We start from the raw sequence: 26,157 nt of genomic DNA, 5'->3' as shown, positions 1-26,157 counted from the left end.
GACCGCTCCATGTGAACCCTCTCCTTGTGCATGATTAATTGGGGTCTGTCCCCGATTCCCCATGATACCGCCTCGGCACCCGGGGCAGCACCCCGGTGAGCAGGGTGTAGCTGATGGTGTCGCAGTGACGGGCGACCTCGTCCACGCCGAGCACCTCGCCGCCCGCCGCCCGGCCCCACAGCACCACCTCGCTGCCGATGTCGGCCTCGGGAATATCGGTGATATCCACGGTCATCATGTCCATGGAGACCTTGCCGGCGACGGCGGTACGCTTGCCCGCCACCAGCACCGGGGTGCCGTCTACCGCATGGCGGTCGTAGCCGTCGCCGTAGCCACAGGCCACCACGCCGATGCGCGACGGCCGCGGGGTGACCCAGCGCCCGCCATAGCCCACCGGCTCGCCAGCGGGCAGCTCGCGCACGGCGATGATCGCCGAGCGCAGGGTCATCACCGGCGCGAGCCGGCGGCTCGCCGCGTTGGACTGCTCCAGCGGGTCGCTGCCGTAGAGCATCACCCCGGGGCGGTTCCAGGCGCCGTGGGCCTCGGGGCGGGCCAGGGTGGCCGGCGAGTTGGCCAGGCAGAGCGGTGCGCCGAGCCGCTCGGCCAGGGCCGCGAGCCGCGTCATCTGGCCGGCGAAGTAGCCGGTGGCGGCAAGGTCCGCGGTGGCGAAGTGGGTCATCAGGTGCAGGTCGCAGGCGTGACCGGGTGCCGCCGCCAGGCGCTGCCAGACGGCCTCTGCCCGCTCGGGGGCAAAGCCCAGGCGATGCATGCCGGAGTCCACCTTGAGCCAGGTGGGGATGGGGCTGGCGGGACGCCGGGCGAGCAGCGCCTCCACCTGCCAGTCGCTGTGCACCGCCATCCACAGGCCCAGCGCCTCGACCCGGTCGAGCTCAGCGGCCTCGAAGATCCCCTCGAGCAGCACGATGGGAGTACTGATGCCCGCCTCGCGAAGGGTCACCGCCTCCTCGATGCAGGCCACCGCGAAGGCCGGGGCGAGGCCCTCAAGCGCTCGCGCGCAGGCCACCGCACCATGGCCGTAGGCGTCGGCCTTGAGCACCGCGACGGCACGGCTGTCGGGGGCGAGCGAGCAGGCGAGACGATAGTTGTGACGCAGGGCATCGAGGTCGATATCGGCGATCAGCGGCCGGGCCATGGCAGATCCTGAAGCTGTGAAGGGGAAGAACGAGAGAAAGATCTGGCATTATCCATGGATAGCGCGGCCATCTCATGAAAGAAACCACCAAATTCTTGGTGGTTTCTGGTGGCAAGGCTCAAGAAATCATCAACCGGCAGCAAATCGTCAGGATGGCGACCGCGGACGCTCACCGATGTTCATCACCGGGTCATCGTTGGCCATCGCCGGCAGCTCCAGCGACACCGCCCCCTCGCTGCGCAGCCAGGCGTTGACCGCCTGGATCGACTCGGCGTCGAGCAGCCCCGCCTGCTGCTGCAGGCGCAGCAGGCCAAGCACGTAGTCGTAGCGCGCCTCGGCGTGGTCGGCGATGGCGTTGAACAGGTTGCGCTTGGCGTTGAGCACATCGACGATGTTGCGGGTGCCCACCTCGTAGCCGGAGCGGGTCGCCTCCAGGGCGCTGCGGTTGGAGACGATGGCCTGGGCGCGGGCCTCCACCGTCTCCACGTCGTTGCTTACCCGGGTGAACAGCGAGCGCACCTGCTGGACGGTATCGCGGCGCTGGGCCTCGAAGTCGTACTGGGAGACCTCCAGGGCGAAGCCGCTCTGACGAATCTGTGCCTGGGTGCTGCCGCCGGTGTAGAGCGGCATGCTGGCGCGCAGGCCGAGCTGGCTGCCGGAGTTGTAGCCGGAAGCCCCGCTGCGGTCGTTGTCCGAGTAGTCGTAGCGGGCGAAGGCCTCCAGGCGCGGCAGCTGGCCGGCCCGGGAGACGTCGAGCTCGCTGCGCGCCACCTCGATGCCGGCCTCGGCCATCTGCAGCATGGGACTGTTGGCCATGGCGAGCTCGACCCAGTCGCCACGATCCACGGGCTCCGGCGGCACGATGGGAATCTCCTCGGCGAGGCCGTCGATGCTCTCGTAGCGCTTCCCGGTCAGGCGCTCCAGGGCCTCGAAGCTGACCTGCATGGCGCTCTCGGCGGCGATGCGCTGAGCGCGGGCCAGGTCGAAGGAGGCCTGGGCCTCGTGCACCTCGGTGATGGCGATCAGCCCCACCTCGAAGCGCTCCCGGGCCTGCTCCAGCTGGCGCTCGATGGCGGTCTCCTGGGAGCGGCGCGCCGAGAGGATGTCGTGGGCGCGCAGGATCTCGAAGTAGGCCTCGGCCACGTCCAACAGCAGCTGCTGCTCGGCTACCGCAAGCGACAGCGATTCGCGATCGACCCGGCGCTCGGCCTGCTGGAGCTGGGCGCGCCGCGCGGGGTCATAGAGCGCCTGGCTGGCGTCCAGGTTCACGCCGAGGCTGTTGACGTCGTCATCCTCGTCCCGCGGCAGCTGGCCGGACTGCTGACTGGGGGGTAGCGCGGCACCGGACTGGCTCTCGTAGGTGCGGCTGTGGGTCAGGTTGCCGCCCAGGCTGACCTGGGGCAGCAGGGTGCCGCGCTGCACGTCGCGCCCCGCCTCCACGGCGGAGAAGCCCGAGCGGGCGGCGGCCAGGGTGGCGTCGTTGTCGAGGGCGTCGCGGGCGACGGTCCAGAGGTCGGTGGCCTGAGCGGTGCCGGCCACGGCCAGCCCCACGAGGAGGACCAGCGGCCGGGGCAGCAGGCGGGTCAGGGTCGGGCGATGCATGGGCTTGCGATTCCTGTACGGGGCCGAAGCCTGCATGCTGCCCCAGCAGCATGCAGGAAATCGGCAAGGGGTGCCGGCCGGGGCGACACGCGAGCCGGCACCGAGCGCTAGGCGAAGATCGAATCCAGCGAGAGTCCCTGCTTGTCGAGCACCCGGCGCAGCTTCTTGAGCGCCTCGACCTGGATCTGGCGGACCCGCTCGCGGGTCAGGCCGATCTCCTCGCCCACCTGCTCGAGGGTCGCCGCCTCGTGGCCGCGCAGGCCGAAGCGACGCACCACCACCTCCATCTGCTTCTCGGTGAGCTCGGAGAGCCACTCGTCGACGTGCTGCTTGATGTCGCCATCGAGCAGCGAGGACTCGGGGCCCAGGTCGTTGTCGTCGGCCAGGGTCTCGATCAGCGGCTTGTCGCTGTCGCCGCCTACCGGGTAGTCCACCGAGGAGATGCGCTCGTTGAGGCCCATCATCTTCTTGACCGCCTCCACCGGCTTGTCGAGGTGCTCGGCGATCTCCTCGGCGGTGGCCTCGTGGTCGAGCTTCTGGGTCAGCTCGCGGGCCGCACGCAGGTAGATGTTGAGCTCCTTGACCACGTGAATGGGCAGGCGGATGGTGCGGGTCTGGTTCATGAGCGCCCGCTCGATGGTCTGGCGGATCCACCAGGTGGCATAGGTGGAGAAGCGGAAGCCACGCTCGGGATCGAACTTCTCGACCGCGCGGATCAGGCCGAGGTTGCCCTCCTCGATCAGGTCGAGCAGCGACAGGCCGCGGTTTAGGTAGCGCCGGGCGATCTTGACCACCAGACGCAGGTTGGACTCGATCATCCTCGCGCGCCCGGCCGGATCCCCCTTGCGGGCCAGGCGGCCGTAGTAGACCTCCTCCTCCGGGGTCAGCAGCGGCGAGAAGCCGATCTCGTTGAGGTAGATCTGGGTGGCATCGAGGCTGTGGTTGCTGTAGCGATCCTCGCGACTCAGCGCCTTCTCGAAGGCCTCCTCGTCGTCACGACGGCTTTCCGTGTCGTCGTGGTCGTCGTCCAGTTCGTCGGCAACGTCATCCACTACCGCGTCGTCCTTCTCCTCGAGCGTGTCGAGATTCACATCCTGAAGGTCCCGTTCAAGCATGCTCATCGATGGCTACCCTGTGGTTGCGTCCCGGCGCCGATGCCAGACAACAGCATCGGCGCACCTGATTATTATTGTGTGACACCCCGCCACTGCGCGGGCCCTCGGGGCCACCGAGCGCCTCAGCGGGACGGCAGGTAGTTCAGGGGGTCCTGCGGCTGGCCGTTCTTGCGCACCTCGAAGTGCAGTCGCACGTCCTCGGCGTCGCTGTCGCCCATGGTCGCAATGACCTCACCGGCCTCGACCACATCGTTCTCGCGCACGCGCAGGGAGTCGTTGTGGGCGTAGGCGCTCAGGTACTCGTCATTGTGCTTGAGCAGGATCAGGTTGCCGTAGCCCCGCACCCCGCTGCCCGCATAGACGACGATCCCCGGACCGGCCGCTCTGACAGGTTGCCCCTTTTGCCCAGCGATATCAATGCCGGCGGTGATGCTGCCGCCCTCGCCGAAACGACCGACGATCTCGCCGTCGGCGGGCCAGCGCCAGTTGACCTCGTCCACCGGCGTGTAGCTGCGCGAGCTGCGATCCGGCGCCGGGCTGCCGTCGGCGCCGGGCGTCGTGGCGTCATAGATGGGGCCGGGGCCCGTCGTGCCGCCGGCGGCCTCCATGGCCCCCTCCATGGCCACCTGGGTCGGGCCGTCGGCCTCGTCCAGGGACTGGGCGGAGAGCCGACGGCCCTGCTCGGTGGTGCCGTCGGGCAGCAGCCACTCCATGCTGCCGCTCTCGACATCGGCGGGGGGCTGGCCACCACCCAGGGGGGTGGCCACCACGCCGGGCGTGCTGGCCACGGCGGTGACGCCCTCGTCGCGGGCCGGTCCCGGGCCTTCCGCGTCCAGCACCAGGCGCTGGCCCGGCTGGATCTGGTAGGGGGGGCCAATGCGGTTTAGACGTGCCAGGTCGCGGTAGTCCATGTTGTGGCGCCAGGCGATGCCATAGAGGGTATCGCCCGTCTCCACGGTGTAGTGGGAGGCGGGAGCGCGCTCGCGGCTGGCGGACAGGTCGCGGACCTGCGGCGCCTGGCCCTGCTGCTGGGCGGCACAGCCGGCCATGGCCAGGGCCAGCGCGGAAATCATCATTGCCTTACGCATCGGAAGCATCCTCCTTGTTCGCCCCCTTGGGCGTGCTCACGGCGGCCGGACGCCGGCCGGTACGATCCAGCAGCAGGACCAGGGCCAGGCCGGCCAGCATCAGCGCGGCCACCGCCGGCAGCTGGGCCGATTCGCCGGTGAGCAGGGCGAAGTCGCCCGGGGTGAGATAGCGATAGTCCAGCGGGATCATCTGCCCCTCGGGGCCGAGCTGATAGCGTACCAGTTCGCGCCACGGCCAGAGTACCGGCAGCGATCCCACGATGAAGCCAAGCAGCAGCTGGAGGGTGGCCGCATGGTGGCGGCGCAGCAGCCAGGAGAGCAGGCGAGAGAAGAAGAACAGGCCGATCAGGCAGCCCACCCCGAACACGGCGATCAGGCCCAGGTCGAAGGTGCGGATGCCCTGCATCACGGTGCCATAGAGCCCCATGGTGAGCAGCAGGAAGCTCCCGGAGACTCCGGGCAGCAGCAGCGCGCTGATGGCGATGGCACCGCCCACGATGAGCATCAGGTTGGGGCTGCCGAGCAGGGTGATCAGCGGCATCACCGCCGGCAGGAAGTGGGCCAGCAGCAGCCCCGCCACCAGCGGGGCGATGTGCCACCATCGCCAGTCGGTGGGATGGCGCCCCACCACCAGGGCCGAGGCCGCCACCAGGCCGAAGAAGAAGCCGTTGAGCAGCAGCGGATGGTCCTCCATCAGCCACACCACCAGGTGGGCGACGCTGATCAGGCTGGCGGCGATGCCGGCCAGCAGCGGCACCACGAAGCCCAGGTTGAGGTGGGCGATCAGCATCGGCAGGCCGCCGCGGCGCCAGGCCACGAAGGCGCTGGGCCCGAACTGCTTGATGGTGTGAATCAGCTCCTCGTAGATGCCGGTGACGAAGGCGATGGTGCCGCCCGAGACCCCCGGGACCGCATCGGCGGCCCCCATTCCGGCGCCCCTGAGAAAGATTCCTGGATAACGCTTCAAGCACGAACTCCTTTCAACGAATGACGCCTTCCAGCAGCGGCACGAAGCGAACCGACTCCAGGCGCTGCTGTTCGAATGTGTCGCCCTGGCGCCGCACGCGGGTCAGCCACTGGCGCCCCCGGGCATCGGCCAGCGGCGTGATCAGCACCCCCCCCTCGGCCAGCTGGGCCAGCAGCGGGGCGGGCAGCTCACCGGCACAGGCGGTGAGCAGGATGACATCGAAGGGGGCCTCCTCCGGCCAGCCGTGGCCGCCATCGGCCAGGCGCAGCTGTGCACCCTGGGCCTCCAGCAGGCGCAGGCGCTCGGCGGCGCGGCGGTGCAGGGCATTGATCCGCTCGATGGACCAGAGTTCCGGCACCAGCCGCGCCAGGATCAGGGTCTGGTAGCCCGAGCCGGTGCCGATCTCCAGCACCCGGGAGGGGGCCGCCTCCAGCACCAGCTCGGTCATCCTGGCCACCATCCACGGCTGGGAGAGGGTCTGGCCATGGCCGATGGGCAGCGCGGTGTCCTCGTAGGCGCGATGGGCCAGCGCCTCGTCCAGGAAGAGGTGGCGCGGTTCGGCGGCCATGGTGGCCAGCACGCGGGCATCGCGGATGCCCTGATCGGCCAACCTGGCCACCATGCGGTCGCGGGTGCGCTGGGAGGTCATGCCCACTCCCCGCACCAGCGCCGGCAGTCGTTCAGGTGAGTGCATCCAGCCAGCCCTGTACGTCACTGATCGCCGCATGCCGGGTCAGGTCGGTCTGCAGCGGGGTGATGGAAACGTAGCCGGCCTCGACGGCGGCGAAGTCGGTATCGGCGCCGTCGTCGGCGTTCTCACCGGCGGCGGCGATCCACCAGCGCACCCGGCCGCGGGGGTCGCGCACCTCGAGGGGCCGCGAGGCCGGACCGCGATAGCCCAGGCGGGTGACCCGGAAGCCCTGGATCTGGTCCCAGGGCAGGTCCGGGACGTTGACGTTGAGCAGGCTGCGCGGCGGCAGGGAGAGCTGGTCGGCGGCGCCCACCAGGCTCGCCGCCACGCGCCCGGCGGTATCGAAGTGGCGCGAGCCCACAAGCGACATGGCGATGGCCGGCATGCCCAGGTTGCGCCCCTCCATGGCGGCGGCCACGGTGCCGGAGTAGAGCACGTCGTCGCCGAGGTTACCGCCGTGGTTGATGCCGGAGATCACCAGGTCAGGTCTCTCCTCCCAGACGCCGTTGACCCCCAGGTAGACGCAGTCTGCCGGGGTGCCGTCGACGCTGTAGAAGCCGTTGTCCATGTCGGTCAGCGACAGCGGCCGGGTCAGGGTCAGGGAGTTGCTGGCCCCGCTCTTGTCGCGGTCCGGTGCCACCACGCGCAGCCGGGCGTGGGGCGCCAGGGCGTCATGCAGGGCACGCAGGCCCGGGGCATGGACGCCGTCGTCGTTGGAAAGCAGCAGTCGGCGCATGGCAGGCTCCTTCACAGGGTGGGGTGGGCGATCAGCTCGCGCAGCACGGCGGTGGCGAAGGCGCCTCGCGGCAGGCTGAAGGCGAGCCACAGCTCGCCCTCGCCGCGGGTCAGGGTCGGCTCGCCGAGGCGCAGGCGCAGCGCGCGTCGCGCCAGGCGCACGCCGGCGCGCTCGAGGCCCGCGCAGAGCGCCGGGTAGCGCTCGGCCAGCCGGGCCTCCCGGTCCAGCGCCTCGCCGGCCGCCACGGAGCCGCCGACGCCCCACAGCACGCCGCTTCCGTGCAGGTCGAGCCGGGCCGCCCGAGCCTCGAGCTCGGCATCCGGCGTCTCCAGGGTGAACTGGCTGGCGGTGCCGTCGAGGATCGCCACCTCGCCGGGCAGCAGGCGGTGCCAGCTGCCGTCGTGGACGCGCTCGGCCAGCTGCTCGTTGAACAGGAAGCTGCGCGCCGCGGAGAGCATCATGCCGTCGCGGTCATCGCGCTTGCGCCAGCCGCGGGCCAGCAGCGAGCGGGCACGCTGCAGGTTGCGGCCATCCGGCCCGAAGCGCTGGGGCCCGAAATAGTTGGCCACGCCCTGCTCCACCAGCCGCGCCCAGCGCGCCTCGAGGGTAGGGTCGGCCACCGCGGGGCCGGTGATCCGCAGGCGAAAGCGATTGGCGCGGTGCACGCCGCGCTTGAGCTTGCGGGGATGGCGCGCCTCGGCCAGCACGCGGATGCCGCGCTCGGCCAGCGCCTCGGCGAGCCCTGTCGGGGCCTCGCGCCCGGGCAGCTGCACCGAGAGCCACTGACGGGTGACGGCGACGCGATCCTTCATGCCGGAGTAGCCGACGTCGCGGGGCGAGACCTCGCACAGCCGGGCCAGCTCGCGCACCGCCATGGCGGTGGTCAGGTCGCGCTTCTCGACGTGCAGCCAGAGGTGCTCGCCCTGCCCCTCCGGGGCGAAGTCGAGCACCTCGGCGACCTGGAAATCCTCGGGGGTGGCGCGATACTCCCCCGCCGGCGGCGGGCCGAAGTCGGCGTCGAGCACCCGCGGCCAGCTCGGCGGCCAGGCGATGGCATCCGGCTCGCGCCGGGCGTCGGTGTCACTCACCGGCGCGCTCTCCCTCAGCGACGAGGGCCGCGGGCAGCAGCAGCACCACCGCCTCGGCGGCGATCCCCTCGCCGCGCCCGGTGAAGCCCAGGCGTTCGGTGGTGGTGGCCTTGACGTTGACCGCGCCGACCTCGACGCCGAGATCCTCGGCGATGGTGGCGGCCATGGCCGCGATGTGCGGGGCCATCTTCGGCGCCTGGGCCATCAGGGTGGCGTCCAGGTTGCCGACCCGGTAGCCGGCCTTACGCACCAGGCCCACCACGTGGCGCAACAGCACGCGGCTGTCGGCCCCCTTCCAGGCCGGGTCGGTGTCGGGAAAGTGGCGACCGAAGTCGCCCAGGGCGCAGGCGCCCAGCAGGGCATCGCTGACGGCGTGCAGCAGCACGTCGCCGTCGGAGTGGGCGACAAAGCCGTGGTCGAAGGGAACGGCGACGCCGCCGATCATCAGGTGGTCGCCTTCGCCGAAGCGGTGGACGTCGAAGCCGTGGCCGATGCGCATCATCTCTCCAGTGCGCCGGAAGGCGCCTTGTCCTGCTCGCCCGAGGCCGTCGCCTGGCGCTGGGCAGCCAGGATCTGCCCGGCCAGGGCCAGGTCCTCGGGATGGGTGATCTTGAGGTTGTCGCGACGCCCGCTGACCAGCCGCGGGAAGCGTCCCAGCGCCTCCACCGCCGAAGCCTCGTCGGTGACCGCCACGCCGGCTTCCCGCGCCGCCGTCAGCGCCCGGCGCAGCAGGCCGTAGCGGAAGCCCTGAGGGGTCAAGGCGTGCCAGAGGCCGGCGCGAGGCTCGGTAGTAGCGACTCGACCGGCGCCGTCATCGCGCTTCATGGTGTCGGCCACCGGGGCGGCCAGGAGGCCACCCACCGGATCGTCCGCCAGCACGGCGTGAAGGCGGACAAGATCCGCCACGGTCACGCAGGGGCGCGCCACGTCATGGACCAGCACCAGGTCATCGTCGCCGGCCTCGCCCGCGATGGCCGCCAGGGCGCTGGCCACCGAGTCGACCCGCTCGGCACCGCCGGGCACCCGGCGCCACTCGGCGAAGGGCACCCAGGCCGGGTCGAAGCGGGCATCCTCGGGGTCCAGACAGAGGCAGAGGCGCGCCGCGGGAAAGGCGGCATGCAGACGCGCCAGGGTGTGGGCCAGCACCGGGCGGCCGTCGATCGCCAGGTACTGCTTGGGGCGATCGGCCCCCATGCGTCGCCCCTGCCCCGCCGCGGGCACCACCAGCCAGGGCGCCACGCTCATCGGCTGGCCTCCAGGCTCACCGCCGGCGCGGGATTGACCACCGGGACGGCCTCCACCGCCACGCCCGGCACCCAGAAGAAGTACTCCTCGGCGCGCACCATGCCGATGTCGCTGCGGCTGCGCTCCTCGATGGCATCCAGGCCGGTCTTGAGGTCCAGCACCTCGGCGCCCAGGCGGGCGTTGCGGTCGCGTAGCGGCTTGTTGGCCGCCTCCAGGGCCGCCACCCGCTCGCGCACCTCGCCGAGGTCGCGGATGCCCCCCTCACCCAGCCACAGGCGATACTGCAGCAGGGCGAGCAGGACCAGCAGCACGATGGCCAACCACTTGAGCATGAACAGCGTCCGTCGCGAGAAAAAGGATGGCGGCATTATGCCACCATCGCCGGGCCCGCTCACGCCCTGAACGGCAGCGCCTGCGTCGCGGCGGCGCAATAGGCGCGGATCTGGGCGCGCTCCTCGGCGCAGAAACGCGCCACGGCGTCGCGCAGGCGGGGGTCGGCGATATGGTGAAGCGAGGTGAGCAGGCGCGGCGCGAAGCCCCGGGCCAGCTTGTGCTCTCCCTGGGTGCCGGGGTCGAAGAGGGTCAGCCCCCGGGCCAGGCAGTGCTCGATGCCCTGGTAGTAGCAGGCCTCGAAGTGCAGGCAGTCGGCCATCACCTCGCTGCCCCAGTAGCGGCCGTAGAGGGTGCGCGCGCCCTGCAGGCAGAGCGCCGCGGCCACCGGCCGGCCCTCGAGCCGCGCCTGCACCAGCAGCAGGCTCTCCGGCATGGTGGCGCGCAGCCGGCGGAAGAAGTCCGGGTTGAGGTAGCCGTGGCGCCCCCGCTCCAGGTAGGTGATCTCGTAGCAGCGAAAGAAGTGCTCGAGGGCCGCCGCGTCGATCTCCTCCCCTTCGAGGCGATGCAGCGTCAGCCCCTGGTCGGCGACGAGGCGCCGCTCGCGGCGGATCGCCTTGCGCCGCTTGGAGGTCATCGCGGCCAGGAAGCCCTCGAAGTCGCCGTAGCCGGCGTCGCGCCACTGGAACTGCACCCCGTGGCGGGCCAGCAGCCCGGGGCGCGCTGCCTGCCAGGCGGCCACCTCGGCCTCCTCGGCAAACAGCAGGTGCCAGCTGGAGAGCTCGCTGGCCACGCCTTCCCCGCGCCCCTCCCAGGCCATGGCCAGGGCCTCACGGGCGGCCAGCGGGTCGATGCCCTCGGCCAGCGCCAGCCGCGGCCCGGGCGCTGGGGTGTAGGGAATGGCGGTGAGCCCCTTGGGATAGTAGCGCCCGCCGGCGCGCTCCCAGGCATCGGCCCAGCTCCAGTCGAAGACGTACTCCCCGAAGGAGTGGTGCTTGAGGTAGTGGGGCATCGCCCCCACCAGGCGCTCGCCCTGCCAGAGGGTCAGGTGGCGCGGCACCCAGCCGGTGGCCGGGCTCACCGAGCCGCTCGCCTCCAGGGCATGCAGGAACTCGTGACGCAGGAAGGGGTGGTCATCGCCGACCAGGGCGTTCCAGGCCGCGGCCGGCACCGCCTCGATGGCGGGGAGTTCTTGCAACACAAGCGAGGACATGGCGGCTCCGGCAGCTGACAAGCCGTTGGCAGAAGGCCTACATTGTGCCCAGTGCCCGAGCCCCCTTCCATCCTCATCGACACACGGAGACGTGCATGACCGATGCCCGCGAGCTGCAGGCGCAGTTCGATGCCCAGCGTCGCGCCTTCGCGGCCGAGCCCTACCCGACGCTTGCCACCCGCCGCGAACGCCTGGCCCGGCTGGCGACCCTGACCCGGCGCCACCGCGACGAGATCATCGCCGCCATCGGCGAGGACTTTGGCCACCGCGCCGAAGCCGAGAGCCGGCTGGCCGAGATCGCCACCGTGCTCCAGGCGGTGCGCCATGCGCGGCGCCACCTGCGCCGCTGGATGCGCCCCCGCCGCGCCGCCGTGCCCTGGCGGCTCCAGCCGGGGCGGGCCCGGGTGCACCGCCAGCCGCTGGGGGTGGTGGGCATCATCGCCCCCTCCAACTACCCCTGGAACCTCGCCTGGCTGCCGGCGGTGGACGCCCTGGCCGCCGGCAACCGGGTGCTGATCAAGCCCAGCGAGCACACCCCCGCCACCAGCGCGCTGATGGCGCGCCTAGCCGAGCGCTACTTCGACCCCGCCGAGCTCGCCGTGGTCCCGGGCGACGTGGAGACGGCCCGCGCCTTCTCGGCGCTGCCCTTCGATCACCTGCTGTTCACCGGCAATGCGCGCATCGGCCGCGAGGTAGCCCGGGCCGCCGCCGCCCACCTGACCCCCATCACCCTGGAGCTGGGCGGCAAGACCCCGGCCATCATCGGCCCCGATGCCGACCTGTCGCATGCCGCCGAGCGCATCGCCTTCGGCAAGTGGCTCAACGCTGGCCAGACCTGCATCGCCCCCGACCACGTGCTGATCGACGCCTCCCGGCTCGGCGACTTCATCGAGGCGATGCGCCGAGTGGTCAACGACTTCTACCCTCGGGGCACCGCCGGTGAGGACTACACCGCCGTGCCGGGAGAGCATCAGCGCGCACGGCTCGAGGCCATGCTCGACGAGGCCCGCGACCACGGCTGCCGGATGATCGCCCTGGGCGAGCGCGTCGAGCTGCCGGGCGGCGGGGCCAAGCTGCCGCCGACCCTGGTGATCGACCCCAACGAGGGCCTGGCCCTGATGCAGGAGGAGATCTTCGGCCCCTGGCTGCCGGTCCTCGGCGTGCGCGACTTCGATGCCGCCCTGGCCCACGTCAACGCCGGGCCGCGGCCGCTGGCACTCTACGCCTTCACCGACGACGCCGAGCGGCGCCGCCGGGTGCTTGAGACCACCCACTCCGGCGGCGTGGTCTTCAACGACACCCTCTGGCACAACGCCGTTCCGGCACTGCCCTTCGGCGGCGTGGGCGAGAGCGGCATGGGCGCCTACCAGGGCGAGGCCGGCTTCCTGCGCTTCAGCCTCGAGCGCAGCGTCTTCCTCCAGGCGCGACGCAACGCCGTGGGCCTGCTCAACCCGCCCTACCGGCGCTGGCTGCTCAGGCTGCTGGGGCTGTGACGGGCCGAACGGCCCTAAAGGTAATAAAACTACAAATTCGACCAAATGCCGACTAGGATGACGGAGAATCCCGAGATTATTTTGGTAAACTTACCAAAAATACACAGAGACCGAGGTACCCCATGGCCACGACGCCCCCCGCCCTGAACGCCACCGTTGCCGACGTCACCCGACGCATCCGCGAGCGCTCCGCCGAGCGCCGCGCCCTCTACGAGGCGCGCATGGCGGCCCAGCATCGCCGCGGCGTGCACCGGGGTGAGCTCTCCTGCGGCAACCTGGCCCACGGCTTCGCCGCCTGCGGCGCCGAGGAGAAGGACCGCCTCAAGCTGATGAACAGCGCCAACCTGGGCATTATTTCGTCCTATAACGACATGCTCTCGGCCCACCAGCCGCTGGAGGACTACCCGGCGATCATCAAGGCCGCCGCCCGGGCCATGGGCTCCACCGCCCAGTTCGCCGGCGGCGTGCCGGCCATGTGCGACGGCGTCACCCAGGGCCAGCCCGGCATGGAGTTGTCGCTCTTCTCCCGGGAGGTGATCGCCATGGCCACCGCCGTGGCGCTCTCCCACAACATGTTCGACGCCACCCTCTACCTGGGCGTCTGCGACAAGATCGTCCCGGGGCTCTTCATCGGCGCGGCGCGCTTCGGCCACCTGCCGGCGCTCTTCGTGCCCGCCGGCCCCATGGAGAGCGGCCTGCCCAACAAGGAGAAGGCCCGCATCCGCCAGCTCTACGCCGAGGGCAAGGTGGGCCGCGACGAGCTGCTGGAGGCCGAATCCGCCTCCTACCACAGCCCCGGTACCTGCACCTTTTACGGCACCGCCAACTCCAACCAGCTGATGATGGAGATCATGGGCCTGCACCTGCCCGGCGCCTCCTTCGTCAACCCGGGCACGCCGCTGCGCGAGGCCTTGACCCGCTACGCCGCCGAGCAGGCGATTCGTAACAGCGAGCCGGGCGGCAGCTACCGCCCCTTCTACCAGCAGGTCGACGAGCGCGCCATCGTCAACGCCATGGTCGGCCTGCTGGCCTCCGGCGGCTCCACCAACCACACCCTGCACCTGGTGGCCATGGCCGCCGCGGCGGGGCTGACCATCACCTGGGACGACTTCACCGCCCTCTCCGCGGTGACGCCGAGCCTGACCCGCATCTACCCCAACGGCCAGGCCGACGTGAACCACTTCCAGGCCGCCGGCGGCATGAGCCTGCTGATCCGTGAGCTGCTGGGCGCCGGACTGATCCATGGCGACATCCCCACGGTGTTCGGCAGCGACCTGACCGCCTACACCCGGGAGCCCTTCCTGGAGGAGGGCAAGCTGACCTGGCGCGAGGGCCCCGCCGATAGCCTCGACCGGGACGTGCTGCGCGGCGTAAGCGAGCCCTTTGCCCCCACCGGCGGGCTCACCGTGCTCGACGGCAACCTGGGCCGCGGGGTGATCAAGGTCTCGGCGGTGGCCGAGGAACACCGCCTGGTGGAGGCGCCGGCACGGATCTTCGAGGACCAGAACGAGCTCAAGGCGGCCTTCGAGGCGGGCGAGCTGGATCGCGATCGCGACGTGGTGGTCGTGGTGCGCTACCAGGGCCCCAAGGCCAACGGCATGCCGGAGCTGCACAAGCTCACACCCTATCTCGGCGTGCTCCAGGACCGCGGCTTCCAGGTCGCGCTGGTCACCGACGGACGCATGTCCGGCGCCTCCGGCAAGGTCCCCGCGGCCATCCATATGACCCCCGAGGCTCTGGACGGCGGCCCCCTGGCGAAGCTGCGCGATGGCGATATCGTCCGCCTGGACGCCGACGCCGGCACCCTCGAGGTCAAGGTGGACGCCCACGCCTGGGCCGAGCGCGAGCGCGCCGAGCCGCACCTGGAGCACTGCCACCAGGGCCTGGGACGCGAACTGTTCGCCGGCCTGCGCCATCTGGCCAGCGGCTCCGAGCAGGGCGCCTCGGTGTTCGGCGGCTTCGAGGCCGACGACCTGGCCCGCCAGGCCGGCCAGATCCACGACGAGGACGCCTGAGCCACTGCCATCGCGAGAAGCGCCAGGGACAGAAAGGACACATTGACGATGACACGACCCGCGTTGATCGGTGATATCGGCGGCACCAACGCCCGCTTCGCGCTGGTGACCCCGGGCGCCTTCGCGCCCCGCGATATCCTCGCCCTGCCCTGCGCCGACTACCCCGGCCTGGTGGAGGCGGTGCACGACTACCTGACCCGGGTAGGCGCCACCGGCGAACGGGCCCCACAGGAGGCCTGCCTGGCCTTCGCCTGCCCGATCCGCGGCGACCAGGTGACCATGACCAACAACCACTGGGCCTTCTCCCGGGCCGAGGCCCAGGCGGCGCTGGGGCTCACGCGCTTCAAGGTGATCAACGACTTCACCGCCCAGGCGCTGGGCGTGCCCCACCTGCCCGAGGCCGACCTGGTCGAGGTGCAGCCCGGCGAGGCGATTCCCCATGCGGCCCGGCTGGTGATCGGCCCCGGCACGGGGCTCGGCGTCGCCGGCCTCTTCCCCGGCCGCCACGCCTGGATCCCGCTGCCCACCGAGGGGGGCCACGTCACCTTCGCCCCCACCGACGAGCGCGAGCAGAACCTCCTGCGCCACTTCCGCAACCGCTACGGCCGGGTCAGCGTGGAGCGCCTGCTGTGCGGCCAGGGGCTGCTGGACCTCTACCTCGCCCACTGCTCGCTCAAGGGCGCCAACCCCGTGCACACCACCCCCGCCGAGGTCACCGCGGCGGCCGACAGCGACCCGCTGGCCCGTGATACCCTGCTGCGCTTTCTCAAGATCCTCGGCGACGTCTGCGGTGACGCCGCCCTGATGCTGGGCGCCCGCGGCGGGGTCACCCTGTGCGGAGGCATCCTGCCGCGGCTGCGCGACTGGCTGCCGCGAAGCCGCTTTCGCGAGGCCTTCGCCGCCAAGGGACGCATGGACGCCTACACGGCGACGATCCCCGTGCACCTGGTGACCGCCCCCTGGACGGGACTGCTGGGCGCCGCCGAGGCCCTTTACAATCCAGAAGTCGACTAACGCGATGGAAGAGGTCGAATGATGATTCCGCAAAGCCTGCGCACCCTGCTCGACGAGACCCGCGGCCAGCGCCGCGCCCACTGGGCCGGCCGCGAGCTGTGGCTGGCCAACGAGGCCTGGGGCGAGCTGGCCCTCTCCCTGCAGGGGGGGCAACTTCTCCACTTCCTACCGGCCGGTGACGGCAGCGAAGGCTGGCTGTGGGTGACGCCCACGCCCCAGGATCTCCCCGGTGCGATTCGCGGCGGCATCCCGCTCTGCTGGCCCTGGTTCGCCGACGATCGCTACGCCGACGAGTCCGAGGATCACAGCGGCCCCTTCCACGGCACCGCACGCCTCGCCGACTGGCGGCTGGACGCCGTGGACGAGCACGAGGAGGGGGTGGAGTTGCACCTCTCGCCCGAGACGCGCCTGCACAGCCAGCTCACGGCGCGCCTGGTGGTCCAGGCCAACGCCCGGCGCCTGCACGTGGAGCTGGTCACCGAGCACGTCGGCGAGACGCCGGTGAAGATCAGCGGCGCCCTGCACAGCTACCTGGCGGTGCGCGACGCCTTCGCCTGCCGCGTCGAGGGGCTGGCCGGCGCCCGCTACCTGGACAAGCTGGCCGGCTTCGCCGACCGCGAGCAGCAGGGCGAGCTCGGCGTACGCGGCGGGCTCGACCGCATCTATCACAGCAACGCCGAGTTGACCCTGGACGACGGCGCTCGCCGCCTGCGCATCGCCCGCCAGGGCAGCGACTCCGCCGTGGTCTGGCACCCCGGCGAGGCGCTGCCCGAGGACACCCCCACCGAGGCCGGCCACCGCTTCCTCTGCGTGGAGTCCGCCAACACCCGCCTCGACCCGGTGTGGCTGGTGCCCGGCGCCCAGCACCTGCTGGGCACCACCCTCAGCCTGGCGCTGCCCGCATGATCCCGGTGATCGCCTTCGGCGAGGCCCTGGTCGACATGCTCTCCAGCCGGCTGGGCGATACGGCACAGGGCCACGAGACGTTCACGCCCTATGCCGGCGGGGCACCGGCCGACGTGTCCGTGGCCTGCGCCCGGCTCGGCGTGCCCAGCCGCTTCCTCGGCATGGTCGGCGATGACCGCTTCGGCGACTTCCTCGCGGCACAGCTGGCCGCCCACGGCGTCGACACCTCCGGGGTGGTGCGCACCCAGGAGGCGCGAACCGCCCTGGCCTTCGTCTCCCGGGATGAGCACGGCGAGCGCACCTTCGACTTCTACCGCCCGCCGGCCGCCGACCTGCTCTACCGGCTCGAGCACCTGCCCGCCGGCGTGTTCGCCGAGCCCGCCATACTGCACCTGTGCAGCAACAGCCTGACCGAGCCGGCGATCGCCGAGACCACCCTGGCCATGGCCGAGATGGCGCGCCGCGCCGGCTGCCTGGTCAGCGTGGACGCCAACCTGCGCCACAACCTGTGGGCCGAAGGCACCGCCGACATCAGCCTGGTGACCCGCCTGCTCGACACGGCCGACCAGCTCAAGCTCTCCACCGAGGAGCTCGACTGCCTGCGCGCCGACCACCCGGAGGACGCTTGGCTGGCCGAGCGCCTGGCCGCCGGAGTCAAGGCCATCGTCATCACCGACGGGGCCGGCGACGTGCGCCTGCTGGGCGTGGGCCTCGAGCAGCGGGTGACGCCGCCCGCCGTCGAGGCGGTGGACACCACCGCCGGCGGCGATGCCTTTATCGGCGGACTGCTGGCCGAACTCGCCGAACACCTCGGCGAGGCCGGCATCGACGGCGACTGGCACCGCGACGCCGACTTCCTGGCCCGGGCCGTGGAGACCGCCTGCCGCTGCGGCGCCCACGCCGTGACCCGCCCCGGTGCCTATGCCGCCCTGCCCACCCGCGAGGATCTGGCCGGGCTGCGCCATTAATTGGCTTAACGCTGATCTGTGTGCCAGGTAAGCCCTGCCACCTGAGGAAGTAAGCAGCTGTCGCCTCTCCCCGGCCAGGGCTATCGGCTCCAGTGGTTCGAGAGCACTTCCGCCTGTTGCATGATCAGCTCAACGGCCTCCGGCGCCTGGTCGGGCGGATACTTGTAGCGCTGCAGCGTTCGCCTCACCAGGATGCGCAGTTTCGCCCGCACGCTCTCGCGCACCTGCCAGTCGACGGTGGTGGATTTGCGCAGCTTGTCGGTGATCTCCACGGCAATCTTCTTCAGGACCTCGTCACCAAGCTCGCGCACGGCGCTCTCGTTATTGGCCAGAGCGTCGTAGAAGGCCACCTCGTCCGGGTTCAGGCCCAGGGCGGCATCCCGCTCCATCTCGGCCTGGAACTGCTTGGCCATGCTGATCAGCTCTTCGATCACCTGCGCCGTCTCGATACCCCGGTTGTTATACTTGCGCAGCGTCTCCTGCAGGCGGTCGGCGTATTTCCTCTCCTGCACCACGTTGTTGCGAGTCTTGGCCTTGATGTCGTCCTTGAGCAGCTTCTCCAGCAGCTCCACGGCGAAGTTCCTGTAGGGCATCTGCCGAACGTCTTCCAGGAACTCGTCGGATAGCAGCCCGATATTCGGCTTGTCCAGGCCACACAGGGCGAAGACATCAGTCACGCCCTCGGCAACCAGGGCATTTTCCAGGATCTGCTTCAGGGCGGTGTTCTTCTCCTCCTCGGTGAGCTTACGGTCCACGCTGGTGAACTTGGTGATGGCGGCCTTCACCTGGGACAGGAACGCCACCTCCTTCTGCAGCGCCTGGGCTTGATCCAGGGTGGCACACAGGGAAAAGGCCTTGTTCACGGCCAGCACGGTATCCAGGAAGCGCTTCTTGCCATCTTCCAGGCCGAGCACGTAGTTGGCGGTGGGCACCAGCAGCCTGTGGGGCTCATCCTCGAAACTCGCTCCCTGATGACAGCGGTAGTTGAATCCCTTGCCCTTGGGGCCAGGAGCGAACATGCCGTGGATGATGTCCAGCTTCTCCAGCAGGATGGCATAGGCCTCTTCGGCACTATGGGTGGGGGAACCCTTGCCCTTAGCGTCGGTGTAGGTCTTCAGAGCCTGCTTGAGCTCGTTGGCAATACCGATGTAATCCACCACCAGACCGCCGGGCTTGTCCTTGAACACGCGGTTCACATGGGCGATGGCCTGCATCAGGTTGTGCCCCTTCATGGGCTTGTCCACGTACATGGTGTGACAGCAGGGGGCATCGAAACCGGTCAGCCACATGTCGCGCACGATCACCAGCTTGAGCGGGTCGCGTTCATCCTTGAAGCGTTTCTCGAAGCGCTTCCGGGTCGCCTTGTTGTAGATGTGTGGCTGCAGCAGGGCCCGGTCCGAGGCGGAGCCGGTCATCACGATCTTGATTGCGCCTTTCTCGGGGTCAGCGTCGTGCCACGCCGGGCGCAGGGCGACGATCTCGTTATAGAGGTGAACCGCGATCTCGCGGCTCATGGCCACGATCATCGCCTTGCCGCTGATGGTCGCGGTACGGATCTCGAAGTGGTTGACCAGGTCCTCCGCCACCTGCTTCAGACGCGGACCGGCGCCCACCAGCTTCTCCAGCCGGCTCCACTCCCCCTTGGTCTTCTCGCGGCTGCCCACGTCTTCCTCGTCCTCGACCACCTCCTCCACCTGGTCGGAGAGCGCCTCGATCTGCTCGCGATTGATGTCCAGCTTGGCCAGGCGAGATTCGTAGAAGATCGGCACCGTCGCGCCATCGTCCACGGCATCCTGGATGTCGTAGATGGAGACATAGTCGCCGAACACGGCGCGGGTGTCCTTGTCCTCGCTCTCGATGGGGGTGCCGGTAAACCCGATGAATGAGGCGTTGGGCAGGGCATCGCGCATGTGCCGTGCATAGCCGAACCTGTAGGTGCCGTCCCTCTTGAGGGTAGCCTTCAGGCCGTACTGGCTGCGGTGGGCCTCGTCCGAGATCACCACGATGTTGTGCCGTTCGTTCAGCGCCGGGTGGTCGGTCTCATCAGTCAGCAGGGCGAACTTCTGCACCGTGGTGAAGATGATGCCGCCGGATTCCCGCTCCGACAGCAACCGGCGCAGGGCATCCCGATCATCGGCCTGAACCGGCTCCTGCTTGAGCAGCTCCCGGGCGGCGCTGAAGGTGGCGAACAGCTGGCCGTCCAGGTCGTTGCGGTCGGTCACCACGACCAGGGTGGGGTTGTTCATCTCCGGTTGTTGCAGCAGCTTGCCGGCATAGCAGCACATGGAGATGCTCTTGCCGGAACCCTGGGTATGCCACACCACCCCGGCCTTCTTGCTGCCCGGCTGCACCTCATCACCATAGGTGGCGCGCCGCCCCTCGGCTCGGTCAAGCTCGGGCGTCCGGGCGGCGATCACGGTGGCCTTCACCGCCTCACGCACGGCGTGGAACTGGTGGTAGCCGGCGATCTTCTTGACCAGCCTCTCGGCATCCGTCTCGAAGATCACGAAGTAGCGGATATAGTCCAGCAACAGCTCGCGGTCGAAGAAGCCCCGCACCATGGACTCCAGCTGCCACTCCAGCAGGGGCCTGTCGTCCTCGTGCTTCACGGTGCGCCAGGGCATGTAGCGCTCCTGGCTGGCGGTGAGCGAACCGACCCGAGCCAGGTAGCCATCGCTGATGACGGCGGCCTCGTTGTAGGCGAACAGGTCGGGCATCTCCTCCTTGTAGGTCTGGACCTGGTGGAAGGCGTCCCAGATGCTCACGTTCTCGGCACCGGGGCTCTTCAACTCCAGCATGGCCAGCGGCAGGCCATTGATGAAGCAAACGACATCCGGGCGGCGCAGCTGCTTGGCCCCTTCGAGGGTGAACTGGTTGATGGCCCGGAAGCGGTTGGCACTCAGGTCGCCGAAGTCCACCAGGAAGGCCTGGTCGTGGATCACCCTGTCGTCGCGCTTATACTCGACCGGCACGCCGTCCAGCAACAAGCGATGGAAGGTGCGGTTGCTGATCGCCACGTCCAGGCTTTCCGGCTTGCGCACCACGGCGATCGCCTGCTCGACGGCGTTCTGGGGCAGGTGCGGGTTGATGCGCCGGATGGCGGCCTCGAGATCCGCCAGCAACAGTACCTGCCGGTAATCGCCCCGCTCCGGGACCTCGCCATCCGGTGCCAGGTCCGGCCCGTGGGCGATCTCCCAACCGCCCTCGGCGAACCACCGCAGGCACTGCTGCTCCAGCTGATCCTCGGTCATGTCTTCAATCCTTATCCCCGGAAGCCGACTCTTTCAGCAGAATGAAATGCTCGATCAGGCGGATCATCAGGGCCTTCTGATCCGGCAGGCTTTCCGCCACCAGCAGGGCCAGGGCCACCAGGGTGTTGTCGTTGATCAGGTGTTCCACCGGCCGCGCCAGCAGGGTGGCGTTGCGGCGCAGGTACCACAGGAACAGGAACGAGCCGCAGCGCTTGTTGCCGTCGGCGAGCGGGTGGTTCTTGATCACGAAGTAGAGCAGGTGCGCGGCGCGGCTGGCGACATTGGGATAGAACAACTCATCCCCGAACCCCTGCTCGATGATGGCCAGGGCCGAGGCCAGGCCATCGCCCCGCAGCTGGCCGAACAGCTCGGTGGCCTCGCCCTTGGCCATCAGGGTCTGCTTGAGCTCACCGATGGCCGCGAGGGCCTCGTCCAGTTCCAACGGCTGCATGTCAGGCTGCCTGATTCCGACCTCGGCCAGCTGCTGCTCATCGTAGCCCTGCAGCAGGCTCCAGGAGCGGGCGTAGTCGCTGATCACCCGTGCGACGGCTTCGCCCTCCCTGGAGACCAGGCCCTGATGGGTCAGCGTGCGGCTCAGCAGGTCGACCGCCTGCTCGAACTCGATGCCGCGCTCCGCCAGGCGGCGCTGATTGAGGGTGTAGCCCTGCACAAGATGATCCTTGAGCACCTGGGTGGCCCACTGACGAAACTGGGTGGCGCGAATGGAGCTGACCCGGTAACCCACTGAAATAATGGCATCAAGATTGTAATGCTTGATGCGACGACGAACCTGACGCTTGCCCTCCTGGCGAACTACCGAGAAATCCTCGGTAGTTCGATCTTCCTCAAGCTCACCCTCTGCAAAGATATTCTTCAGGTGCAAACCGACATTGTCGGTGGAGGTATCGAACAAGGCAGACATCTGGTTCTGGTTCAACCAGACAGTTTCCCGATCAAGCGCCACTTCCAGCTGCGCCTTCCCGTCCTCAGAGACGAAAAGCTGGACCTTCTGTTGGTCAGGCGGTGGCATCGGCGACATCCGGAGAAACAGGCTCGAAAACGGCGTTCGAAATGCTCAACTCGCCGGAAAGCAGCTTAGGGAGGAGGGTGTCGCGGAGTTGGGAAAGAGTCTGCGACTGTCTGATATTCCTGGCCATGACCGCATAAATCGACGCTATACGGTTTGAATATTCAAGCATCAACGGCTCCGGAGGTAGTACCACGCCCATCGAGGCCACCTGCTTTGGCTGGGCCCTTTGCCGGCTGCCAGTCGAACCCGTCACACGCATCATCATTCCGCTTTGAAATGGCTCGGAGGTGACCATGCCAGCGATGAAAGCCCTTTGCTTAAGTTTCAGTGGTACAAACTGCATAAACTCTGTGGAGCAGATAGCACCGTCGTGATTTCGCACATCCGGCACCCATGTGCGAGGAAAGTGGGGATTCAACTTGGATGAAAGGATAGCGGCAGGATGGACCTTATACTTGCTACTTTTGATCTCCGACCCGAAATCATAAGCTGGGAATGCACCTTCATCGAAAGCTGGGATGCTATAATGTTCCCAGATTTTTCCAGGCTCCTGGGCGGGTTTCACCGACGTCGTATCCAGGCGAGCAATCTTTGAGAAAGACTCGACCGCCCACCCCTCCGGAATCTCTCCCAGCTCACTATCCTGCAGCTCCGACGGGAACAGCCCGGCGGTGGCACGAAGATTGGTGTACTGCTCGGGCTGTTCGGCCTTGAGCCGGGTCAGCGCCAATTCGTCCTTGCCGGAGATGGCCTGCATGGCGGCGAGCAGGGTGTCTTGCTCGCTGCCGCCGGCTTCCAGTGCGGCGACCTTGGCCTTGACCGGCTCGAAATCGACAAACCAGCTTTTAAAAATGGCCTGGACCATCTGCTCTAGATCTTGGTTGATTTTGCGGTTGAGTTGGATTTTACAGTCAAGGGCATCGAGTATCGATGCTATTTTGTTTTGGAAGGCAAGAGCAAACTCTGGAATAATGAGGTTAACTAGGTCTGACCCACGAATACCTGCTGCACCCGCGCCTTGCTCGATGATTGTATCCATCAAGGCTTTGCCATCTGGGCTGGAGAAATAATAATAGTAAAAAAGCGGGTTATGAGAAGTTTTTTCTAGGCGACAACGAATAAGATGCGACTCAAAGCAGACACGCTCCGAATCGCCCAAGAAAATTGAGCATTTCCCAGCTCCTTCTCGGACGAGCGACTGTCTAGCAAATAACAAATCCCCAGCCTCTAGCAGCGATGAAGCTTGCTCTTTTGGCGTCAGGGGCACTCTATCCATGAGAATATTGTTTATCCGCGAGTACTTGAATAGCTCACCCATGTTGACCATCTTAAAGCCCTGACCTCTAACTTTTTTGGGCTTTGTGAGGCCATTCCTTACCGGAATGCTTAGCAATTCTCCAAAAGGCTTAGATGTCATACCCCAGCCCCCCAAGATTCCGCTTAATCTCGGCCTCTAGCCGATCACTCTCCGCAAACTGCTCCCGCAGTTGCCCGGTCAACCGCACCATCTTCTCGGCAAAGGGCTCGCCGTCGTCCTCCTGCTCTTCTGCGCCCACATAGCGTCCCGGGGTCAACACGAAGTCGTGCTTCTTGATCTCCTCCAGGCTGGCGGCCTTGCAGAAACCGGCGACATCCTCATAGCCCTCGCCGCGCTGCCAGGCGTGGAAGGTGTCGGTGATGGTGGCGATATCCTCGGAGGCGAAGTCGCGCAGCACCCGGTCACGCATGTAGCCCAGGCGGCGGGCATCGATGAACAGGTACTCATTGCGGCGGGCGCGCTTTCTCACCTGGTTGGGCGAGAGGCCGCCGCTCTTGTCCTTGGTCAGCAGCCAGATGCAGGCGGGAATCTGGGTATTGGTGAAGAGCTGCCCGGGCAGGGCCACCATGCACTCCACCAGGTCCTCCTCCACCAGGCGCTTGCGGATCTCGCCCTCGTTGTTGGTATTGGAGCTCATGGAGCCGTTGGCCAGCAGCAGGGCCATGCTGCCCGCGGGCGCCAGGTGGTGGAGCATGTGCTGCATCCAGGCGAAGTTGGCGTTGCCCTTTGGCGGGGTGCCGTACCTCCAGCGGGCATCGTCCGCCAAGGATTCGCTCCACCAGTCCTTCATGTTGAAGGGCGGGTTGGCCATCACGAAATCGGCGCGCAGGTCCGGGTGCTGGTCACCCAGGAAGGTGTCGGCGTTCTTCTTCCCGAAGTTGAAGTCGATGCCCCGGATGGCCATGTTCATGGCGGCCAGGCGCCAGGTGGTGGGGTTGGACTCCTGGCCGTACACGGAGATGTGCTTCTTCTGCTCGGCAGGGTCGTAGTGCTGCTCCCTGGCGTGCTCCTCGATGAACCTGTCGCTGGAGACGAAGAAGCCGCCGGAGCCCATGGCCGGGTCGTATACGCGGCCGGAGTAGGGTTCGAGCATCTCCACGATCAGGGTGACGATGCTCTTGGGCGTGTAGTACTGCCCGCCCTGCTTGCCCTCGGCCAGGGCGAACTGGCCGAGGAAGTATTCGTACACATGGCCGAGGATGTCCTTGCTGTGCAGGCTCAGCGGCTCGCCGTCGAATACAGGCCGGGTGAAGGAGGTATCCGAGAAGGTGTTGATCAGGCCCAGCAGCTTGTCGTTCTCCAACTGGTACTGGCTGATGCGGTTGAGGATGCCCTTGAGCTTGGCGTTGCTCTTCTCAATCTCCTCCAGGGCGTTATCGATCAGTAAGGAGACGGAACGCAGCTTCACGTCATTACCCACACCGTCCTGCCAGAGCACGCTGCCCACTGGCAGCACGGCCTTCTCCTTCAGGGTGCTCCAGCGCGCTGCCCTGGGCACCCAGAAGACGTTGGCCTCGCGGTAGTAGTCCAGCAGCTCCAGCTCTTCCCCGAGCGCCTGCAGATACGCCGCGTCGCTGTCGAAATCCTCGCGGGGCAGGTAATAGATGTTGTCGTCGCTGTCGTGCCGGAACAGCGCCAGCAGCTCCTGCTGGCGCTCCTCGAAGGCATCGGAGACGTACTTCAGGAAGATCAGCCCCAGCACCACGTGCTTGTAGTTGGCGGCATCCAGGCTGGCACGCAGCTTGTCGGCGGCCTTCCATAGCTTGTCGTCCAGCTCCTTGAGGAACTGCTGCTCCTTGCTGTTCATGCGCTACCTCGTGCTTGATTTGCACACAGCTTGATAATTGCTCTGCTGAAAGTCCATAGGCTGCGCCGAGCCCCTACCTCACCGCCTGGCGATCCGGCCGCCGCCAGCGCAGCCGCCGGGCGATGACCGTCTCGCCCGGGCGATAGTCGCCGCGGGCCGCGGCCAGGGCGGCCTGCAGGGCCGTGGCAGCGATGCGCTCGTGGTCCTGCACCGCCGAGTTGACCGGCTGCGGCAGGAAGTCCAGCAGCCGGCTGTCGCCGAAGGTGGCCAGGCGCAGGCCCTGAGGCAGCCCGCCCTCCTCCAGCAGCACGTCGAAGACGCCGTCGAGCAGCGCATAGGAGGCCGTGACCAGGGCATCGGGCAGACCGTGGGCGTCGATCAGCTCGCGCAGCAGCCGTGCCCCCTCGTCGCGGTCATAGCGCTCACCGCTGGCGATGATTGCCTCGGCCTCGCTGTCCGCCAGGGCCCGCTCGAACCCCGCCCGGCGCTCCCGGGTGATGGAGATCCCCGGCACGGCATCCAGCCAGGCCACCCGTTTCACTCCCTCGCCCAGCACCGAACGGGTCAGCCGCTCGGCGGCCTCGCCGTCGTTGCTCACCACGCTGACGAAGCGCGAGGGATCGAAGCCCCGATCCACGGCGATGACAGGCAGGCCATCGGCCATCAGCTCGGCGTAGAAGGGATCGTCTGGCGGCAGGCAGCTGGCGGTGATCAACACTTCGCAGCGCTGGGCGCGCAGCGCCAGCGCCAGGTCGCGCTCGCTCTCCGGCCGATCATCTGAGCCGACGATCAGCAGCTGATAGCCCTGCTCCCGAGCGCCGCGCTCCAGCCGCTTGGCCAGGCGCGCATAGCTGGTGTTCTCCAGGTCCGGGACGATCAGCCCCAGGGTGCGACTCGAGCCACGCCGCAGTGCCGCGGCCTGGGCATCGACCCGGTAACGGTGCTTGCGCACCACGGCCATCACTCGCTCCACGGTCTGGGGGCTGATCCGCCGTTCCTCGGCCTTGCCGTTGATGACATAGCTGGCCGTGGTGCGCGAGACGCCGGCCAGGCGGGCGATTTCTGCGAGCGTCATGACGTTCCCTTGTGATGGAGGTGACACGATTCTACGCCACCCGCTACCGACC

The 26,157-nt window shown here is 68.3% G+C and carries 22 protein-coding genes; 5 read left to right on the top strand and 17 right to left on the bottom strand.

The genetic code is table 11. The annotated features are described in order from the left end of the window. Nucleotides 1-34: 34 nt before the first annotated feature. The 12 genes from alr to B6N23_RS14035 form a co-directional block, all read right to left on the bottom strand. Nucleotides 35-1,153, bottom strand: coding sequence for an alanine racemase (alr, locus tag B6N23_RS14090; RefSeq protein WP_305500010.1), 1,119 nt, complete (start codon nt 1,151-1,153; stop codon nt 35-37). Nucleotides 1,154-1,300: 147 nt separating this feature from the next. Beyond that, nucleotides 1,301-2,755, bottom strand: a complete 1,455-nt coding sequence (locus B6N23_RS14085; protein WP_305500008.1) for a TolC family outer membrane protein — start codon at nt 2,753-2,755, stop codon at nt 1,301-1,303. A 107-nt stretch (nt 2,756-2,862) separates the two neighbouring features. Beyond that, nucleotides 2,863-3,870, bottom strand: a complete 1,008-nt coding sequence (rpoS, locus tag B6N23_RS14080) for an RNA polymerase sigma factor RpoS (protein ID WP_439649847.1) — start codon at nt 3,868-3,870, stop codon at nt 2,863-2,865. Nucleotides 3,871-3,992: 122 nt separating this feature from the next. Beyond that, nucleotides 3,993-4,958 carry a peptidoglycan DD-metalloendopeptidase family protein gene (locus tag B6N23_RS14075; protein ID WP_305500004.1) on the bottom strand — a complete coding sequence of 322 codons (966 nt, stop codon included), beginning with the start codon at nt 4,956-4,958 and terminating at the stop codon, nt 3,993-3,995. Beyond that, complete coding sequence (locus tag B6N23_RS14070; RefSeq protein WP_169959049.1) at nt 4,951-5,925, bottom strand: DUF368 domain-containing protein; 975 nt, start codon at nt 5,923-5,925, stop codon at nt 4,951-4,953. The genes B6N23_RS14075 and B6N23_RS14070 overlap by 8 nt, the downstream gene beginning before the upstream one ends. Before the next feature lie 13 nt (nt 5,926-5,938). Then, the gene (locus B6N23_RS14065; RefSeq protein ID WP_302139289.1) at nt 5,939-6,619 is read right to left on the bottom strand and encodes a protein-L-isoaspartate(D-aspartate) O-methyltransferase; all 681 of its coding nucleotides are present in this window, start codon (nt 6,617-6,619) and stop codon (nt 5,939-5,941) included. Further along, entirely contained in the window at nt 6,606-7,352 is a 747-nt protein-coding gene (surE, locus tag B6N23_RS14060) for a 5'/3'-nucleotidase SurE (RefSeq protein WP_305500000.1), read from the bottom strand. The genes B6N23_RS14065 and surE overlap by 14 nt, the downstream gene beginning before the upstream one ends. Nucleotides 7,353-7,363: 11 nt before the next feature. Continuing rightward, complete coding sequence (gene truD / locus B6N23_RS14055; RefSeq protein WP_305499999.1) at nt 7,364-8,440, bottom strand: tRNA pseudouridine(13) synthase TruD; 1,077 nt, start codon at nt 8,438-8,440, stop codon at nt 7,364-7,366. Further along, the gene (gene ispF / locus B6N23_RS14050) at nt 8,433-8,939 is read right to left on the bottom strand and encodes a 2-C-methyl-D-erythritol 2,4-cyclodiphosphate synthase (RefSeq protein WP_305499998.1); all 507 of its coding nucleotides are present in this window, start codon (nt 8,937-8,939) and stop codon (nt 8,433-8,435) included. Before ispF ends, truD begins: the two co-directional genes overlap by 8 nt. Continuing rightward, entirely contained in the window at nt 8,939-9,685 is a 747-nt protein-coding gene (gene ispD / locus B6N23_RS14045; protein WP_305499997.1) for a 2-C-methyl-D-erythritol 4-phosphate cytidylyltransferase, read from the bottom strand. The genes ispF and ispD overlap by 1 nt, the downstream gene beginning before the upstream one ends. Further along, nucleotides 9,682-10,017, bottom strand: coding sequence for a cell division protein FtsB (ftsB, locus tag B6N23_RS14040; protein WP_305503817.1), 336 nt, complete (start codon nt 10,015-10,017; stop codon nt 9,682-9,684). Before ftsB ends, ispD begins: the two co-directional genes overlap by 4 nt. A gap of 59 nt (nt 10,018-10,076) precedes the next feature. Continuing rightward, the gene (locus B6N23_RS14035) at nt 10,077-11,228 is read right to left on the bottom strand and encodes a GNAT family N-acetyltransferase (protein ID WP_169959054.1); all 1,152 of its coding nucleotides are present in this window, start codon (nt 11,226-11,228) and stop codon (nt 10,077-10,079) included. Between the two features lie 95 nt (nt 11,229-11,323). Here B6N23_RS14035 and B6N23_RS14030 point away from each other — a divergent pair, with 95 nt between their 5' ends. From B6N23_RS14030 to B6N23_RS14010, 5 genes are all read left to right on the top strand, one after another. Continuing rightward, nucleotides 11,324-12,721: a coniferyl aldehyde dehydrogenase gene (locus tag B6N23_RS14030; RefSeq protein ID WP_305499993.1), complete on the top strand. Its 1,398-nt coding sequence runs from the start codon at nt 11,324-11,326 to the stop codon at nt 12,719-12,721. A gap of 122 nt (nt 12,722-12,843) precedes the next feature. Further along, complete coding sequence (edd, locus tag B6N23_RS14025; RefSeq protein WP_305499991.1) at nt 12,844-14,736, top strand: phosphogluconate dehydratase; 1,893 nt, start codon at nt 12,844-12,846, stop codon at nt 14,734-14,736. Between the two features lie 48 nt (nt 14,737-14,784). Next, on the top strand, nt 14,785-15,750 hold the full coding sequence (glk, locus tag B6N23_RS14020; RefSeq protein ID WP_305499989.1) for a glucokinase: 966 nt from the start codon (nt 14,785-14,787) through the stop codon (nt 15,748-15,750). A 21-nt stretch (nt 15,751-15,771) separates the two neighbouring features. Continuing rightward, entirely contained in the window at nt 15,772-16,656 is an 885-nt protein-coding gene (locus B6N23_RS14015) for a D-hexose-6-phosphate mutarotase (RefSeq protein ID WP_305503815.1), read from the top strand. Then, entirely contained in the window at nt 16,653-17,624 is a 972-nt protein-coding gene (locus tag B6N23_RS14010; RefSeq protein ID WP_305499987.1) for a carbohydrate kinase family protein, read from the top strand. The genes B6N23_RS14015 and B6N23_RS14010 overlap by 4 nt, the downstream gene beginning before the upstream one ends. Nucleotides 17,625-17,704: 80 nt before the next feature. Here B6N23_RS14010 and B6N23_RS14005 read toward each other — a convergent pair whose 3' ends face one another. The 5 genes from B6N23_RS14005 to cra form a co-directional block, all read right to left on the bottom strand. Next, a complete protein-coding gene (locus B6N23_RS14005) occupies nt 17,705-20,875 on the bottom strand; it encodes a type I restriction endonuclease subunit R (RefSeq protein ID WP_305499985.1) in 3,171 nt (1,056 codons plus the stop codon). Nucleotides 20,876-20,879: 4 nt separating this feature from the next. Next, nucleotides 20,880-21,905, bottom strand: coding sequence for a virulence RhuM family protein/type II toxin-antitoxin system death-on-curing family toxin (locus B6N23_RS14000; RefSeq protein WP_305499983.1), 1,026 nt, complete (start codon nt 21,903-21,905; stop codon nt 20,880-20,882). Next, nucleotides 21,892-23,223, bottom strand: a complete 1,332-nt coding sequence (locus tag B6N23_RS13995; protein WP_369424663.1) for a restriction endonuclease subunit S — start codon at nt 23,221-23,223, stop codon at nt 21,892-21,894. The genes B6N23_RS14000 and B6N23_RS13995 overlap by 14 nt, the downstream gene beginning before the upstream one ends. 88 nt (nt 23,224-23,311) lie before the next feature. Then, nucleotides 23,312-25,030 (bottom strand): class I SAM-dependent DNA methyltransferase, encoded by a 1,719-nt coding sequence (locus B6N23_RS13990; protein WP_305499979.1) that lies wholly within the window; start codon nt 25,028-25,030, stop codon nt 23,312-23,314. 73 nt (nt 25,031-25,103) lie between these two features. After that, nucleotides 25,104-26,105: a catabolite repressor/activator gene (gene cra / locus B6N23_RS13985; protein ID WP_305499978.1), complete on the bottom strand. Its 1,002-nt coding sequence runs from the start codon at nt 26,103-26,105 to the stop codon at nt 25,104-25,106. Nucleotides 26,106-26,157: the final 52 nt, after the last annotated feature.

This window comes from Halomonas alkalicola (assembly GCF_030704205.1).
Taxonomy (GTDB): domain Bacteria; phylum Pseudomonadota; class Gammaproteobacteria; order Pseudomonadales; family Halomonadaceae; genus Halomonas; species Halomonas alkalicola.
Note: the sequence above shows the minus strand (reverse complement) of the source record. Positions and strands in the feature narration are given on the sequence as shown.

Coding starts and splice junctions, on each gene's coding strand:
- B6N23_RS14015 (WP_305503815.1), top strand. CDS start 15,772: ATGATTCCGCAAAGCCTGCGCACCCTGCTCGACGAGACCCGCGGCCAG.
- cra (WP_305499978.1), bottom strand. CDS start 26,105: ATGACGCTCGCAGAAATCGCCCGCCTGGCCGGCGTCTCGCGCACCACG.
- B6N23_RS14065 (WP_302139289.1), bottom strand. CDS start 6,619: ATGCACTCACCTGAACGACTGCCGGCGCTGGTGCGGGGAGTGGGCATG.
- B6N23_RS14085 (WP_305500008.1), bottom strand. CDS start 2,755: ATGCATCGCCCGACCCTGACCCGCCTGCTGCCCCGGCCGCTGGTCCTC.
- B6N23_RS13990 (WP_305499979.1), bottom strand. CDS start 25,030: ATGAACAGCAAGGAGCAGCAGTTCCTCAAGGAGCTGGACGACAAGCTA.
- alr (WP_305500010.1), bottom strand. CDS start 1,153: ATGGCCCGGCCGCTGATCGCCGATATCGACCTCGATGCCCTGCGTCAC.
- B6N23_RS14075 (WP_305500004.1), bottom strand. CDS start 4,958: ATGCGTAAGGCAATGATGATTTCCGCGCTGGCCCTGGCCATGGCCGGC.
- B6N23_RS14000 (WP_305499983.1), bottom strand. CDS start 21,905: ATGCCACCGCCTGACCAACAGAAGGTCCAGCTTTTCGTCTCTGAGGAC.
- B6N23_RS14005 (WP_305499985.1), bottom strand. CDS start 20,875: ATGACCGAGGATCAGCTGGAGCAGCAGTGCCTGCGGTGGTTCGCCGAG.
- ftsB (WP_305503817.1), bottom strand. CDS start 10,017: ATGCTCAAGTGGTTGGCCATCGTGCTGCTGGTCCTGCTCGCCCTGCTG.
- B6N23_RS14010 (WP_305499987.1), top strand. CDS start 16,653: ATGATCCCGGTGATCGCCTTCGGCGAGGCCCTGGTCGACATGCTCTCC.
- surE (WP_305500000.1), bottom strand. CDS start 7,352: ATGCGCCGACTGCTGCTTTCCAACGACGACGGCGTCCATGCCCCGGGC.
- ispF (WP_305499998.1), bottom strand. CDS start 8,939: ATGCGCATCGGCCACGGCTTCGACGTCCACCGCTTCGGCGAAGGCGAC.
- B6N23_RS14030 (WP_305499993.1), top strand. CDS start 11,324: ATGACCGATGCCCGCGAGCTGCAGGCGCAGTTCGATGCCCAGCGTCGC.
- glk (WP_305499989.1), top strand. CDS start 14,785: ATGACACGACCCGCGTTGATCGGTGATATCGGCGGCACCAACGCCCGC.
- B6N23_RS14035 (WP_169959054.1), bottom strand. CDS start 11,228: ATGTCCTCGCTTGTGTTGCAAGAACTCCCCGCCATCGAGGCGGTGCCG.
- B6N23_RS13995 (WP_369424663.1), bottom strand. CDS start 23,223: ATGGGTGAGCTATTCAAGTACTCGCGGATAAACAATATTCTCATGGAT.
- rpoS (WP_439649847.1), bottom strand. CDS start 3,870: ATGCTTGAACGGGACCTTCAGGATGTGAATCTCGACACGCTCGAGGAG.
- edd (WP_305499991.1), top strand. CDS start 12,844: ATGGCCACGACGCCCCCCGCCCTGAACGCCACCGTTGCCGACGTCACC.
- ispD (WP_305499997.1), bottom strand. CDS start 9,685: ATGAGCGTGGCGCCCTGGCTGGTGGTGCCCGCGGCGGGGCAGGGGCGA.